Consider the following 14992-nt stretch of genomic DNA (forward strand, 5'->3'; position numbering starts at 1 on the left):
GATATGCCTGCCTGCCGTGCCGAGCAGGCGCCGCACCATATCCGACAGGCTTTGCCCTAGATCCGGGTTGTTGGGCGGGGTTGCGAGGCGAGCGGACGGCTTCTAGAGCGACAAACGGGTTGAAGCCACGAGAAAAAGCAGGAATTTCACGGGGAGGCGGGGAGGCGGGGAGTGAGAGACGGCAAGAGGGAGAAATTCATTTTCTTCTTGTAGAGTAGCCCCCCGGACCGACGGGTCCGGGGGGCCCTCGCCAGATCCGGACAAGGAGATTTCCACCATCCGGCTCTTCCGCCGAGAGGGCTCAGGGGGACGCCCAGAGCTGGACGCGGATCCTCGGCCTGGGCAGCGGGAAATCCCGCAGCAGGGCCTTGAATCGCTCCCAGTTCAGGTACGCACGCTGGCTCCGCCGGCATAGCCACTTGTGCCATGCCCGTTCGGCCTCACGGATCAAGAGCGCGAGGCTCCGGATGTTTCCGTTTACGCCGAAGTAGTTGCAGTGCCCGACGATGCGTCGTGTGAGCGCGGCGTGTTGCTCCTTGACCGGCAAGTGCCGATGGCGTCGGCAAAAGTCGACGACGGCCGTGATGGCCCGTCGGAGGCGCGCCTTGCGTGTCTTCATGCTCGGCATCCATCGACCCGATCGGCTTCGCCGCCAGTAGTGCGTGAAGCCGAGGAAATCGAAGGTCGCCGGCCCCTCGCTCCCAGGTCCCCCGTTGTCCGGGCGGCCGAAGGGCAACAGGCGGGTCTTGTCCGGATGCAGCTTCAGTCCGTACCGCTCGAAACGCCGCGGCAGCACCTCCATCACCCGCTTGGCGTCGTCCTCCCTGTCGAAGCCGATGACGACATCGTCGGCGTAACGGATCAGGGTGGCCTTGCCCGCGAGCCGCGGTTGGACCTCGCGCTCGATCCACAGGTCGAGCACGTGGTGAAGGTAGACGTTGCCCAGCATCGGCGACAGGACCGAGCCCTGCACCGTCCCGTCCTCCGGCGCCGAAAACTCCGCGCCGTCGAGGACCCCCACATGCAGACACTTGCCGATCAGCCGCAGCAGCGACTTGTCGGCTACCCGGGCCTGGAGCATCTCCATCAGCTTCGTGCGGTCGATGCTGTCAAAGAAGGACTCGATGTCGGCCTCCAGGATCCATTCCACCCCGCCGAGCAGCATCCGGTTCAGAGCTCGCAGCGCGTCGTGCGCGCTGCGACCGGGCCGAAACCCGTACGAGACGTCTCGAAAGACCGGCTCGTAGACGACCTCCAGCACCTCCCGCACCGCGGCCTGGACGATCTTGTCCTCGGTGCACGAGATGCCGATCGGTCGTGTCTTGCCCCGTTCCTTCGGGATGTGCACCCGCCGGATGGGCTGGTGCCGGTAGCGCATCGACTTCATCCGCGCGTGCAGATCGCCGACGTTGCGCTCCAGGTCCTGCCCGTACTGCTCCTTCGTGATGCCATCCACGCCCACCGCAGCGTCCTTACGAAGGCTGCGGTACGCACGCTGCAGCGCTTCTTCGTCGATGAGGTGCGCCAGCGCGAGGAGGACCCCTTCCGGGTCTCGCTCCGCTCTCTCCCTTACCTTCAACAGTCCCGGTGACATGGTGTTCGCCGTCGTGGCAGCGCTCATGGTTCCCTCCTGAAGTTCCTCTCGACACGGGTCCCCTTTGCTTGACGGGCTCCGGTGCCCTCCGTTCGCCCGCGTCCTCGCTCGTATGGGACCCTCCGACTCCCTCGTCTCCTTCGGCTTCGGCTCCGGTTCCCCTTGCTGTGGGCCTACCGCGAGGCGGATGCGCGTTTTCCTTGCGGAGCCCGCTGGGGCTCGGCTGCGAGACACGGGCATCCGCGGCGTGTCTCGCCCCGGGGACGGATCACCGGCTCCCCGTCGTACCGGCGTTTCTCGTGGAGAGACGAGGGCCTCCCAGGTGCCTGGGCCGTCCTCTTGCTGCGCGCCGCAGCCAGATACCCCGCCGGGTGCGTCCCCCTCCCGCCCTTGCGAGGTAGGACGCTGTTGCCTTCAGGCGGAAGAACACCCTGGGCACCCGGACGTTGGAGGATTTCGTGGCTGACACGCTGCGGCTCGCTCGCTCGCCTGCCTACGCATCGCCGAGCCCCTCACGGGACCCGTCGCAAGGCTGGCTTCCGGCTGGTCGGGCGTGACCTTGGCCGGGCGGGATTCGCACCCGCTGGACAGCAAACCCGATTTCAGAAGCTACCGCTCACTCCTTTCCTTCGGGACCAGCCTTGCCTGGTCGCACCCTCCCCGCCTCCCTGTGAAAATTCTCCGGGTTTCAACGTGATCGTTGTTCTAGGGGTCATTTTCTTTCGAGCAGGTAGCGCCCCCACCTCGCCTCACAGCGAGAGACTGCCCTGGGATCGACGCCTTGACGCGCAAGGACGGATGCTGTTCGGAGGCTCGCAGTCCAACGTCTCCACACGGCATGGCCGGCGAGCCCGCGGAGCCGATTCCGAGCGCCGATGACGTCTGGGAGCTCTGCTGCGGCCCGGTTCTGCTCGCGCAGGTCCCCCTCAAGAACAACGCGCTGAAGCTGGCCAGGGCGCGGTGGCGTGCGCGGGCCCACGCCGGATCATGCGGAGAGGGCGGCTACGATCCCCCGGTACCGCCGGCGTGACGCTGGCCCTTGCGAGCAAACGTGCGGCCGCATGCGGGACATTTCCAGGCCGGCAGGGTCTGACTCCTGCGCGAACCGCGCAATTATCATTTTGCCGAACGGCGCGTCACCCCGCCGGCGACTTCAGCGCTCGTGCGAGGTGCCGCTCGATATGCGGAGAGACTTCGCCCGCGCGCTCGGAAACCAGATCATGCGTGCCGCCCGGGACGACGATCAACTCGGCTCGTGGCAGCAACTCCGCGAGCCGACGCCCCACAGCCACCGGGCTGATCGGATCAGCATCCCCCCAAAGCAGCAACACCGACGTGGAGATTTCATGCAGCCGCGGGGAGAGATCGTCCCGCGCGTCCAAGAACCAGCGTGGCGCACCGGGGTTCCGCTGCTCGAACTGTGGACGCCAATCGACCGCGCCCAACGCACGGACATCAATGCCCCCGGACGTCACGGAAAGAACCATCGCTCGAACACGCTCCGGCCGCGCCATTGCCGCACGCAATGCGATCAGCCCGCCCATCGACTGCGCAAAAAGCACCACCGGGCCGGTGATCTCGTTCACGACGCGCTCGACGAGGTCGGACATCCCACGCACCGCCGGATCTGCAGCTGCCCCACCAAGCCCCGGCCAGCTGAAAAATCTCCGCCGACCTCGGTGCGAGAGGCCGTCACTGACCGGCTTCCACATCGTCGTGTCACCGCCTGCGCCGGGCAGGAAGAGCAATGCTTCTGAGTCTTCGCGGAGGAAGTTGGGCACGCGCTGCTCTAGCATTCCTCCATTCCCTTGAACAGCTCGTACCTGTCACGGTCGAAGGCCGCGGAGAGGTGGCGGAGAGCGACGACTCCGGCGGGGCTTTGTCCCCTCGCGGCCTGGGCCTCGTGTTCTCCGCTGACCGAAGCCTCGGCGTCATCGAGCTCCTCATCGGACAGCCGCTATCGCAAACTGCTCACGTTGATCAACCGACTGGCACCTTGACCATTACCCGCCGACGAGCCGCCGCCCAGATCGCGACCTACCCGCTCGCCCCGCCGACGAGCCGCCAGCCATCTCACCACCTCCCCGCCTGTCCCGCCGACCAGCCCCCGGCCATGTCTCGCCCCCGCCCTCGATCCCCCTCACCGGTACGGCCCACCCCGCCCCTCCCCCCGCATCTGCCGCGCGAGCGCCAGCATGGGACGCAGCACCTCCCGCGCCGCCGCAGGATCCGCGAGCGGCGCCCCGATCACCACCGCGATCGCGCCCGGCGCCACCGCGACCCCCTCCTCCGCATCCGCACCCGCCCCGAGGCGCGCCGCCTGCTCCAGGATCGCCGCTGCGATCCCCTGCTCCGCCGCGTTCCTCGGCCTGGCCGCGCCCTCGATCGGCGGATCCAGCCGCAACGAGACCCGTGTCCTCGCAGGAACGGCCCCCTTGAACAGCGTCTCCAGCTCGAACCGCGCCCCTTCGAGCGTCCCCGAGAGCCGCATCGAACCGGCCCTGAGCGCCCCGTCGCTCTCCTCCGCGAAGCGGCGCCACGCGGGCAGCCACGCCGCCATCGCCGCCGGCGGCGGCAGCGCCGCGCCAGCCTCCGCGAGCGCCTGCGCGAGCGCGTTGACCTGCGCCAGGAACGCGCCGAGCGCCTGCTCGTCCGACGCCTCCGCGGCGCTCCACACCCACGCCTCCCTGTCGTCCACGTCGGCCCGATGGAAAGCACGCAGCGCACGCCGGAGCGCAGGCCCGAGCACGGCCCGCACCTGCGCCTCCTCCCGTCCCGCCGCCCGGAAGCGCCGATCGAAGCCCTCGTCCCCCGTCTCCAGCCCATCGAGCTCCAGCACGCGCCGCCACTGCACGTCGAGGCGCAACCCCCAGGGCTCCGCGAACCGCACCGTCGCGCCCAGGCCTGCCCTCAGCCCCTTCACGGCAGAGGCCACCTCGACGGTGCACCCCGCGCGCACGCCGCGGAGCCGGAGCCCCCGTTCCAGCGAGAGCCCCACCCGCCGCCCCGCGCGCGCCCAGACCGCGCGCCAGCGATCCGCGCCGATCCGGGGCCGCTTTCCATCGCGCCCGGTCCGCGGCTCGAACAGGCCGACGATCACCGGCACGCGGTGTCGCACCAGCTCCCCGCCCGCCAGGTGCTCGATCGTCACCTCCAGCGCGTACTCCAGGGCAACCTCGCGGAGGCGGAAGGATGGCGCGAGATCGCCCGGCAGAGAGATGCGGAAAGGCACCTCCGTTCCCTCGGCGATCCCTGTGACGTCCTGGAAGAACACGTTCGGGCAGCTCTCGTACGAACCGCTGCGCGCGTTCACCTGCTCCACCCCGTTGCCGACCAGCGCGACGCGGAGCCCGAAGGGGTAGCGCCCCGGGAGACCCCCGAAGGCGACGGCCCCCGTCACGATCGCGCCCGGGGTGAGGGTCCGGCCCGGGAGCGACACCTCGACGAAGGCGCCGCGCCCCCGGCGGCTCGCGTCGATGAACGGCCCGTCTTCCGGCCGCTGAGCGGACCTGGGCCGGACGACCACCTCCTGGCTCTCCCGGGCGTCGAGCCACCACGGAATGGAGACGTGCGCTCGGACCTCGCACCGGCACGCCTGGAAGGCGCCGGCGAACGTCGGCGGGAGATCACCAGGCAGCGCGAACGAGACCCGGTAGCGGTGAATCCCCTCGCCGAGCCGCCCCTCCCCGGCCACCTCCTCGCTGAGGAGGAGCAGGTCGCGAACCTCGAAGGTCCCCTCGCCCGGAACCAGCTGCTCGTGCGTGTGCCGCAGGGCCACGCGCACGAAGTTGATGGGCGTCTTCGCGGCGCTTTCGAGCGAGAGCCCGACGTCGAACGCCTCGCCCGGATGAACGACCCTGGGGAGGCGCAGCGTGATGAAAGGGCGGCTCCTCATCGCCGCCTCGCAGTGTAAACGACCTGGCCGACCGCCCTCCGACGGGGCGTAGCACCGCCCGCTCGCTCGCGGTCAGGAGGTCACGCCGCCCGCTCGCTCGCGGTAGGATCGACCGGAGAACAACGGCGCAGGCCACCCCGGCGGCGCAGCGGCGCGGGCGCGCGGACCGCGCAGCGCTCCTCGCCTGGAGCGGCGAGCGCGCTCGGCTACTCCGCCGCCTCGCCCAGCCACGCCCGCGCGAGCTCGAGCGTGCGCGCGTTGTCCACGGCCCGCTCCAGGAAGTGCGCCCGGAACGCGCCGTCGCTGATCTTCTCGGCGCGCGCGAGCAGGCGATCGCGCGCCTCGGCGATCGCCCGCGCGGCCTCGGCGCCGCGCCCGCAGACCGACAGCGCCTCGGCGTAGACCAGGCGCACCACCGACTCGCCCTCCTCCACGCCCACCTCGTCGAGCAGCGCGCGCGCACGCTCGGCGGCGGCGAGCGCGTCGCCAGGGCTGCCGAGGTGGAGCAGCGCGCGCCCGAGCACCGCGACGGCGTAGGCGCGCATCGGCGGGGCCCGCTCGAGGATCGCGTCCGCGGCCCGCGCCTCGCGCGCCGCCGCCTCGGGATCGCCCGCGAGGAGCAGGATGCTCGCGAGGTAGACGCGCGCGCAGCCCTCCATCCGCACGTCGCCGTGGCGCTCCAGCATCGCGCACGCGGTCTCCTCGACCGATCTCGCCTCGTCGAGCCGGCCTCGGTAGGAGAGCACCAGGCCGAGGTTCTGGAGGACGTACGCCGTGGTGCCGCGCAGCTCCATGCGCTCCGACTCGGCGAGCGCCTGCCGCAGCGCCGCCTCGGCCGCCTCGAGCTGGCCCACCTGGCCGTACGAGTAGCCGAGGTTCATGCGCGCCATGCACGCCCGCCGCACGTCGCCGGCCTGCTCGAACGCCGCGAGCGCCGCCGCGATGCCGGCGAGGCTCGCGCCGGGGTCCCCGCCCGCGTGCGCGCGGATCGCGCGCGCCTCGTGGAGGTTCGCCACGGCCTCGAGATCCGGCGCCGGGGCGCCCTCGATCGCGCGCTCCGCGCCCTCGAGCAGCGCGTCGGCCAGCGCATAGCGGCCGCCGAAGATCAGCATGAGCGCGGCGGAGCTCAGGCAGGCGCTCTTGGCGGAGCTCCCGTCCTCGAGGGGCGCAGGCGTGTCGCGCGCGACGGCGGCCCAGCGCTCGACGCGCTCGAGGCCGCCCGTGGCGCCCGCGGCGATGATGATCCGGGTCAGCGCGGCGAACCAGGCGGCGGATCCCTCCGCGAGGTGCTCCGCGGAGGCCGCGGCGCGCTCCTCGGCGAGCGCGAGATCGCCGCGCCAGAAGTGCGCCTGGCTCTCGAGCAGGCGGAGCTCGCCCACGGTGGCGGGCGCCGGATCACACGCGACGCCGCGCGCCGCGCGCGCCAGCACCGCGCCGAGGTCGTTGCCCCGCAGCGCCTGCCGCGCCGCCGCGAGGTACGCCGTGGCCGCGCGCGCGGGCTCGCCGCCGCGCTCGAAGTGCTCGGCGAGCGCCATGGGATCGGCCTCGCCGCGCTGCGCGAGGAAGCCGCCCGCGAGCGCGTGGCCGAGCCGCCGATCGCCCTCGGTCAGCATGCCGTAGGCGGCCTCGCGGATGAGCGCGTGGCGGAACCGGAGCGCGGCGTCGCCGGCCGGGCTCCGCGGACCGATCCGCACGATCGCCTCGTGCCGCACGAGCTCGTCGACCTCGCGCGCGACCTCCGACCGGCCCACGAGCGCGGCGACCGCCGCCTCGGTGAACGCCTCGCCGAAGACGCTCGCGGCGCGCAGCACGCGGCGCGCCTCCGGGTCGAGCGCGTCGAGCCCGGCCTGCACCATCGCGAGCACCGTCTCCGGCGGCGCCGCGGTCCGGCCGCGGGCGGCGGCGCGGATCTGCTCCTCCAGATAAAACACGTTGCCGTCGGCGCGCTCGACGAGCGTCCTCACGAGCTCCGCGCTCGCCCGGGCGCCGAGCGCCTCCCGCACGAGCCGCTCTCCGCCCGACGGCGCGAGCGGAGAGAGGCGGACCTCCCGGACGAGGTGAGGCCCCCAGAGCCCCGGGAAGAGCTCGTGCACGCCGGGCCGCGCCAGCGCGAGCACCGCGAACCGCCTGCCCTTCAGGTTGCGCAGCGCGGCCTCGACGAGCGTCACGGTCGGCAGATCGCCCCAGTGCAGGTCGTCGAGCACGAGGAGCACCGGCTGCGCGGCGCACTCGGCGTCGAGGAAATCCTCCCACGCGAGGCGCAGCTGGTCGCTCATCAGGAGCGGGTGCCGCCGCGCCACCCTGAGCTGCACGTCGTCGTCGTCCGGGAACGGCGCGCCCGCGAGCTCGCCGAGGAACGGCGCGACGCGCGCGGCCGCCGCGGCGCCGCAGCGGCGCTCGACGCGCGCGCGGATCTTGCGCCGCTTCGAGTCGATCGGCTCGCCGTCGCGCAGGCCGAGCCCGCGGCGGAGCGCGCGCTGGAGCAGGCCGAAGGCGGAGCCGGCGCTCATCGGGTCCGCCTGGCCGAGCCACACCGCGAGGGGCTCGCTGCGCGACCGGAGCGCGCGGACGAGCTCGTGGCAGAGGCGCGATTTGCCCGACCCCACCGCGCCCGTCACGAGCACCGCGCCCGGGGCCGCCCCGCGGACGCAGGCGTCGATCTCGGCCTCGATCAGCCCGAGCTCGCGCTCGCGCCCGACGTAGGGCGCCGGCCGGCCGAGGAGCGAGGGCTGCGTCTCGGGCTCCTCGCGCGCGCCGTGGAGCCAGCACCCCGACGCGTCCCGGGTGGCGTCGAACCGCGCGCCGAGCAAGCCCGCGGTCGTGTCGTCGATGCGGATCGCCGCCGGATGAAGGGGCTCTCGACTGCCCTGGACGAGCTGCACGAGGCGATCGATCACCGCGCCGACCGGCAGCCGCGCGGCGACCTCGGCCCGACCGATGACGAGCGAGAGGCGGGCGCCGCCGAGCAGCTCCCTGAGCGAGAGGGCGCAGCGGGCCGCCTGCGCCGCGAGGTCGGTGGGCGCGGCCGATCCCGAGAGCGTCACGAGCAGCCACCGCGCCTCCAGGAGCTCGATCCGGCCGCGGTGGCGCTCGACGATCTCGCGGATCGCCCGCGCCCTCGCCTCGTCCTCGACGTCGGAGAGCGTCGCCTCCGCGTCGGCCTGGCCCTCCCGGGCGAGCAGGAGGCACATGACCTTCCGCTCGCTGGTCGTGATCTCGCGGCCGCGCTGCCCCGGCGGGTGGGACGACGGGGGCTGCAGCGACGGCGGGCCCGCGTCGAGGCGTGAATCCAGCGCCTCCGAGGCGAGCGCCGCCGCGACGACGCCCGCGTCGCGCGGCCGGGACTCCCGCGCCTTCGACAGCATCCGCGCGACGAGCCGATCGAGCCAGGCAGGGACGTCGTCGCGGAGCTCCCTGAGCCGCGGCGGCTCCTCGAGGAGGACCTTCATGAGGACCGAGAGCGGGTCGCTGCCGCCGAACGCGGCGCGCCCGGTGAGGCACTCGAAGAGCACGCTGCCGAGCGCGAACACGTCGGCGCGCGCGTCGATCTGCGGCTCGCCGCGGGCCTGCTCCGGGGCCATGTACTGGGGCGTGCCGCGGATGTCGCCGAGCGTCGGGAACTCCTCCTCGTCATCCCCGGAGAAGCGCGCGACGCCGAAGTCGATGAGCCGGACGCGCTGGAGGTCGCCGCCCTCGAGGATGAGGTTGCCCGGCTTCACGTCGCAGTGCACGAACCCCAGCTGGTGGACGGCGGCGAGCGTCTCGGCGATGCGCGCGGCGAGCGTGAGGCCCTCGGCGAGCGTGAGCGGGCCGCGATCGAGCCGCTCCGAGAGGGTCTCGCCATCGAGCCACTCCATCGCGAGGTAGAGCCGGCCGCCGCCCGTCGCTCCGTGCGCAACGTAACGGGCGACGCCGGGGATCGCGAGCGTCGCGAGGGCGAGGTGCTCGCGCGCGAGGGCGCTCAGCGACGCGGTCGCGGCGGTCTGGAGGAGCTTGAGCGCGACGAGCTCGCCGGACCGGAGGTCGCGCGCGCGGTACACGCGCGCCGTCGCGCCCGAGGCGGCGTGCTCCTCGATCTCGAACCGGTCGTCGACGACCTCTCCTGCCTGCATCGAGCTGACGCGCTCCTGGCGGGCGCTCTGCCGCTATTGCACAGCGTGCCAGCGGCGCGCGCCGTCCGTCCACTGTCACTTCGCTCGACGCCGCGCGGCGTGCGCGCCGGCTCACCGCGGCCGATCCCCTGGCCGAGCCACCCCGCAGGGACCCATGTCGCGGCGCAGGCGCTCGCGTCGGCGCGTCGCACACGCTGGCGCACCGGCGCGCCTCGCCGGCTCACCTACCTGTCGCGCTGCGCGCCCGCGTCAGGGGGCGCTTGGCCTGCCTCTGCGTCGCCTGCGCGCCGCCGCAGCACGACGTAGCGGAGGTGCGGGAGGCCGCTCACCGCCACGGGAGCGAACGCCTCGCCAGCGCCGGGCAGGAGCGCGACGCGCTGCTCCACCCCGCGCGCGAACCGCGACGCCGGCCACGGCGACGCGGGCGCCTCGCCCTCGGCGAGCAGCAGCACCAGCGCGTCCACCCGGCGCGCGTCCAGCAGCGCCCCGGGGATCCGCTTCGTTGTGTGCCCGCCGGGCAGCGCCGCGATCGCCGGATCCGTGACGCCCGCGAGATCGACGAGGGTCGCGCCCGTCGCCGCCCCGAGCCAGCCGATGTCGAGCGCCGCGACGACCTCCGCCCCGGCGAGCGCGCCGCGGAGCTCCTCGACGATGCGCAGCCGGTCGCTGCCCACCCGCGCGGCGATCGGCCCGACCCGGACCATCACGAAGAGCTCCCCCGCGAGCGCGAGCGCGAGCCGGAGCGCCGTGGCGCGCGCATCCGCCACCGAGGCGACGTGGGCCGCCGCGAGCACCACGGCGGGCAGCGCCGGGACGACGAGCCGCGAGAGCGGCATCCAGTCGCCGCCCGCCGCCGCGACCGCGAGGAAGTGCACAGCGACCGCCGCGAGCAGCCCGCGCGGCCACGCGGGGAGCGCGCGCCACGCGGCCGGCGCGAGCAGCGCCGCAGGCCCGGTCAGGAGGAAACACGCGAGCGCGTACCGGGCGCCGAGCGCCGCGTCCGGCGCCTTCGCCAGCGCGGCGAGCGGCGCGGCCCGCCCGAAGATCGAGAGGCGCGCCAGGGCCACGGCGACGAAGGGGAGGCCCGCGAGCGCGAGCGCGGCGAGCGCTCGCGCCCACGCGGGCCGCGGCGGCGCGCCCCCCGCGGCGTCGCGGCGCGGAGCCGCCTGGGCCGAGAGCGCGACGACGAGCGCGAACGGCAGGAGCTCCGGCCGGAGCGCCGCCGCGGCCCCGGCGCAGGCCGCGCCGGCGAGCGTGCGGCCGAGCGTCGGTAACGCGACGGCGAGCGCCCCGAGCGCCGCGACGACGCCCGTCTCCATGCCCGCCACGCTCCAGGCGGCGAGCGGCGCCGACGCCGGCACGAGCGCGAGCGCCGCGAACCGGATGGGACGATCGGACGCCCGATCGATCGCGAGCGCCAGGACGCCGGCGGCGAGCGTCCACGCGAGGGCGCCGAGCGCCTTCGCGGCCGCGAGCGCGGCGAGCGGCCCGCCGGCCGCGAACGGCGCCAGCACGAACGCCCACCCGAGCGGCGTCACGCCGTCGGTCACCGGCCCGGCCGCGTTGAAGCGGTAGCCCAGCCCCCGGGCGAGGTGGTGCGCATAACGCGCCGTGATCAGGGCGTCGTCGACCGTGAACCCCGAGAGCGCGAGCGCCGGGAGCAGCGCCGAGAGCGCGCCGGCGAGCGCAACGAGCACCGAACGCTCCCGCCCCGTCACGCCGCCCGTGCGTCCGCGCGGCACGCCGATGGACACGAGGCGCTGACGCCCGCGCTGGACCGGAGCCCGCGCCGCTCCGCGCGATCTCCATCGAGGACGCACGGGCAGCGGAGCAAGCGCTCAGGGTGTACGGCGATCAGCACGCAGCGATCCTGTGACAGGCGCACGAAGGACGCAATTGCGCTCGTCTGCTCGCAATCGTGCGAGCAGGCGAGATGCGAGACGCGACCACGCGGACACGTGCGCGCGAACGTCGCGAACACCTGGGCTCGCCGCGGCGCGCACGCCTCGGACAACGGCGGCGGCGCTGCGCCTCGTGGCAGCCATGCGCCCTCGTGGACGGTATAGTTCCCCGCATGGCACTTCCTGCCGCGCTCCTGGCCGCCGTCGAGCGGCATTCGTGTTTTACCGGCTGCTATCGCAGCGAATCGGAAGTCCAGGTCTGCATCGATCCCGCGCAGGCGCTCGTGCCGACGGTGCCTGTCTGTTGCAGCGATTGCCTGAACTTCCACCCGGCGGCGCTCGTGAGCCTCTTGCCCCTCGGCATGACGTCGTACGCGCTCGCGAACGCGCTGACGACCCACGTGCGCTCGCTGCGCGGGTACAAGTGGGCGACCGGCGGCTACCACACCGCGGGCACCGGCTTCTGGCTCAACGCCGCCTACTACGGCAATGGCCTCTTCCTGGTCGACGCCGCGCGCAACCGCAACGCGAGGACGGACGTCGACATGCTGATCGAGGCCTTCCAGCACGGGATCGTCCAGCCGGAGGACCCGCGCATGCTCGATCCGGCGCTCTACACGCTCGAGCTCGCCTACATCAACATGTCGCGACCCATCCTGCCGGTCCGCAGCAAGCAGGATCTCCTGACGTCGCCGCAGCGCAGCGCCACGCCGAGGCAGGGGTTCTCGCGCGTGTCGATCGTGGAGTTCCAGCCGCTCGCCGTCGCGGGGACGTCCCCCTCCGCGCAGCCGGCGAAGCCGGCGCCGCAGCCCCGCGAGCTCAAGCTCGGCGATACGTGCCCGACGTGCGGCGCCGCGGTGATGGAGCGACCGCTGTTCTCGGGTACGTTCGTGGGCTGCCTCTGCTGAGGGCGCGCCGCGGGCCACGCCGGCGACAGGCTCACGGCGGCGTGGTCGCGCGCCACGCGGTCTCTCCGGTCGCCGGGTCGATCGCGCGCAGCGCAGCGCCGCTCACCGCGGCGCCGCTGATGACGTAGACGTAGGGGCCGGACGCCTTCGCCGCCGTGAGCCGGTCGCCGAGGTAGGCCGCGGCGCGCTCGTACCGCGCGGCCCCGGACACCGGATCGAGGGCGATGATCCGCGGCTCGGTGCCGTTCACCACGTCGACGCCGACGACGACGGCGGCGCCGCCGCTCGCGACGAGGAACAGGTCGGGCCGCCCGCCGGAGAGCGGCGCGCGCGCGGCGAGCTCCTTCTTCCAGAGCGACTCGCTGCCGCGCCGCCCCTCGGCGGTGAGCCGCGGCGGGCCCCCGGCCGGCGCTGTGAGCACGACCTCCACGCCGCCGGCCTGGACCACCTGGGGGTTCTTCTTGCGCTCCCAGAAGTGCCCCGTGATCGCCGACGGCTGCGGCGCCGTCGGGCAGTCGTCCGCCGCGCCCCCTTCGAGCTTGATCCCGGTCGCCGTGCCGTCCTTCATCACCACGGTCGCGCAGCCTTCGCCCCCCGCGATCTCGTCGGGGACCCCGGGGAGGTTCGCCACCCAGCGCTCCTTGCCGGTGCGGGCGTCGAGCGCGCGCAGCGCGGCGTCGCCCCCGCCCGCGAGCACCGTGTTCGCGTCCGCGCAGGCGAGCGCGTCCGGCTCCTCGATCTCCAGCGACGCCCAGATCCCCTGCCCGCTGCGCCCGTCGACGGCCACCACGCGCCCGCGGGTCTTGCCGTCCTGCCACAGCACCGGGTCGGGCGCGTCGTCGCCGTTCGCGTCCACGAAGCAGAGGGCGTCGAGCTGGGTGGAGAGCGGGCGCGCGCGCGGCGCGGGCTCCTGCGGCGGGTCGACGCGCGCGAAGAACATCACCGCGAAGCCGATCCCGACCACGGCCATCGCCGCGGCGAGGAGCACCTTCGTCGCCCGGGATGGCCCAGGCGCGGGCGCAGCCCGCGGTGCGGCCGCGCCTGCGACGCCGGGGGCGTCAGCGCCGCAGCGCGGGCATGCGATCCCATCACGACTTGCCTCCAGCGAGGCACCACAGCTCCTGCAGGGCCGCATCCGGACAGTCTATCGCCGCCGGGTACCCGTGATCGAGAGCCACCGTGCGCGGCCCGCCGGACCGGGGACTCGCCTCCGCTACTTCGCCCAGAGCACCGAGAGATCGAGCTCGATGGCCTCGAAGGGCACGACCCGGACCCGCGCCGCGTCTCGGTGGACGGGGCCGGGCTCCCAACCCCTGCCCGCGACGAGCGAGAAGACCTCGAGGGTGCGCCGGATCGGATCGACGAGCCACGCGTGGAGCACGCCTTCGCGCGCATAGAGGGGCATCTTCTCCCTGCGATCGACGTCTTCGGTCGACGGGCTCAGGACCTCGCAGATCCAGTCGGGAGCGAGCGGGAAGAAGGCCGTCTCGGGCAGCTCGGGCATGCGCTCGATCCGCCAGCCGGCGAGGTCGGGCACGAGCGCGTCGAACTCACCAGCCGTGTGCGGGTCGGGGAAGTGCAGCTCAGGCTCGACCAGGAGGGTCCAGCCGCCGGGCCCGCCTTCGCCCAGGTCGAAGGGGCCGGACAGCTTCCCCCCAAGCCTGGACGCGGCTCGCGCATGCCGCGGCGCCGGCCTGGGGAACACGTGCAGGGTGCCGCGGACGAGCTCCGCCACCTTGTTCGACGGGACGGCTTCGAGGTCGGCGTACGTGGCGCGCGGCTGCTTCTCGGCGGGCTGGCCCATGTCCGGAGCCTGCCTGGGCGCCCAGGGAGAGGCAAGGCGCGTGGCGCGCCGAACCTGGACGCTCGCGCGGCGCCGCGCGCCTGCCCCTCCCCGGCGCGCGTGGCGCGCGCCTGCCCCTCCCCGTTACGGCTTCGGGATCCTCAACGTGCCGCTGACCATCGCGCTGCCGCTCACGACATAGACCAGGCTGAGCGGGTGGAACGCCCAGGGGCCGAGCGCGATGGACCCGAGCCAGAGCTGCTCGTGCACGCGCTCCTTGGCGAAGAGCACCCCGAAGAGCAGCACGATGAGCAGGCTCGTGGGGATCGGCGTCCCCTCGTAGTAACGCACCTTTCCGCGCTCGTCCGACAGCTCGGCCGCCGTCACGTTGTACCGCGCGAGGCGGCTGATCCCGCAGGCGACGAAGTAGACGAGGGCGGCGGCGTCCCACGGCCCGCGCAGGCCGAGCGCGTAGCCGAGCACCGCGGGCGCGACGCCGAACGAGACCACGTCGGCGAGGGAGTCGAGATCGGCCCCGAGCGGCGAGTGCTTGCGACGCCAGCGCGCGATCGTGCCGTCGAGGACGTCGCACGCCAGCGCGAACGGCAGGAGCCCGAAGGCCACCCAGATATAGATGCGCTCGCGCTCGGCCACGTAGTTCAGGCAAAGCAGGATGCTCAGCGTGCCGCTCGCCGCGTTCGCCAGCGTGACGAAGTCGGCGAGCGCGAACGACCGGAGCATCGAGAAATGGGGCGGTCTCTCGGCAGGCATGGCGCTCGGGGAGCGCAGTGTCGCACGT

General features: G+C 73.6%; 10 protein-coding genes. 2 read left to right on the forward strand and 8 right to left on the reverse strand.

Annotation, left to right across the window (positions count from 1 at the left end; all coding sequences use genetic code 11):
• Positions 1-301: 301 nt before the first annotated feature.
• A complete protein-coding gene (gene ltrA / locus WMF11_RS20375; protein WP_437978631.1) occupies positions 302-1621 on the reverse strand; it encodes a group II intron reverse transcriptase/maturase in 1320 nt (439 codons plus the stop codon).
• An 811-nt stretch (positions 1622-2432) separates the two neighbouring features.
• Here ltrA and WMF11_RS20380 point away from each other — a divergent pair.
• Entirely contained in the window at positions 2433-2624 is a 192-nt protein-coding gene (locus WMF11_RS20380; protein ID WP_437978632.1) for a hypothetical protein, read from the forward strand.
• A gap of 106 nt (positions 2625-2730) precedes the next feature.
• Here WMF11_RS20380 and WMF11_RS20385 read toward each other — a convergent pair whose 3' ends face one another.
• From WMF11_RS20385 to WMF11_RS20400, 4 genes are all read right to left on the reverse strand, one after another.
• On the reverse strand, positions 2731-3390 hold the full coding sequence (locus WMF11_RS20385; RefSeq protein ID WP_437978633.1) for an alpha/beta fold hydrolase: 660 nt from the start codon (positions 3388-3390) through the stop codon (positions 2731-2733).
• 344 nt (positions 3391-3734) lie between these two features.
• The gene (locus WMF11_RS20390; protein WP_437910088.1) at positions 3735-5489 is read right to left on the reverse strand and encodes a hypothetical protein; all 1755 of its coding nucleotides are present in this window, start codon (positions 5487-5489) and stop codon (positions 3735-3737) included.
• A 206-nt stretch (positions 5490-5695) separates the two neighbouring features.
• Entirely contained in the window at positions 5696-9601 is a 3906-nt protein-coding gene (locus WMF11_RS20395; RefSeq protein ID WP_437978634.1) for a serine/threonine-protein kinase, read from the reverse strand.
• Between the two features lie 224 nt (positions 9602-9825).
• Positions 9826-11298: a hypothetical protein gene (locus WMF11_RS20400; protein ID WP_437978635.1), complete on the reverse strand. Its 1473-nt coding sequence runs from the start codon at positions 11296-11298 to the stop codon at positions 9826-9828.
• Between the two features lie 377 nt (positions 11299-11675).
• Between WMF11_RS20400 and WMF11_RS20405 the strand changes: the two genes are divergently transcribed.
• Positions 11676-12410 carry a hypothetical protein gene (locus tag WMF11_RS20405; protein ID WP_437978636.1) on the forward strand — a complete coding sequence of 245 codons (735 nt, stop codon included), beginning with the start codon at positions 11676-11678 and terminating at the stop codon, positions 12408-12410.
• Between the two features lie 31 nt (positions 12411-12441).
• Here the strand turns inward: WMF11_RS20405 and WMF11_RS20410 are convergent, their stop codons facing one another.
• The 3 genes from WMF11_RS20410 to WMF11_RS20420 form a co-directional block, all read right to left on the reverse strand.
• Positions 12442-13398 (reverse strand): outer membrane protein assembly factor BamB family protein, encoded by a 957-nt coding sequence (locus tag WMF11_RS20410; protein ID WP_437978637.1) that lies wholly within the window; start codon positions 13396-13398, stop codon positions 12442-12444.
• Between the two features lie 225 nt (positions 13399-13623).
• Positions 13624-14214, reverse strand: coding sequence for a Uma2 family endonuclease (locus tag WMF11_RS20415; RefSeq protein ID WP_437978638.1), 591 nt, complete (start codon positions 14212-14214; stop codon positions 13624-13626).
• A gap of 123 nt (positions 14215-14337) precedes the next feature.
• Positions 14338-14964, reverse strand: coding sequence for a CDP-alcohol phosphatidyltransferase family protein (locus WMF11_RS20420; RefSeq protein WP_044965217.1), 627 nt, complete (start codon positions 14962-14964; stop codon positions 14338-14340).
• Positions 14965-14992: the final 28 nt, after the last annotated feature.

Origin of the sequence: Sorangium sp. So ce295, assembly GCF_051527405.1 — a bacterium.
Lineage (GTDB): Bacteria > Myxococcota_A > Polyangia > Polyangiales > Polyangiaceae > Sorangium > Sorangium cellulosum_B.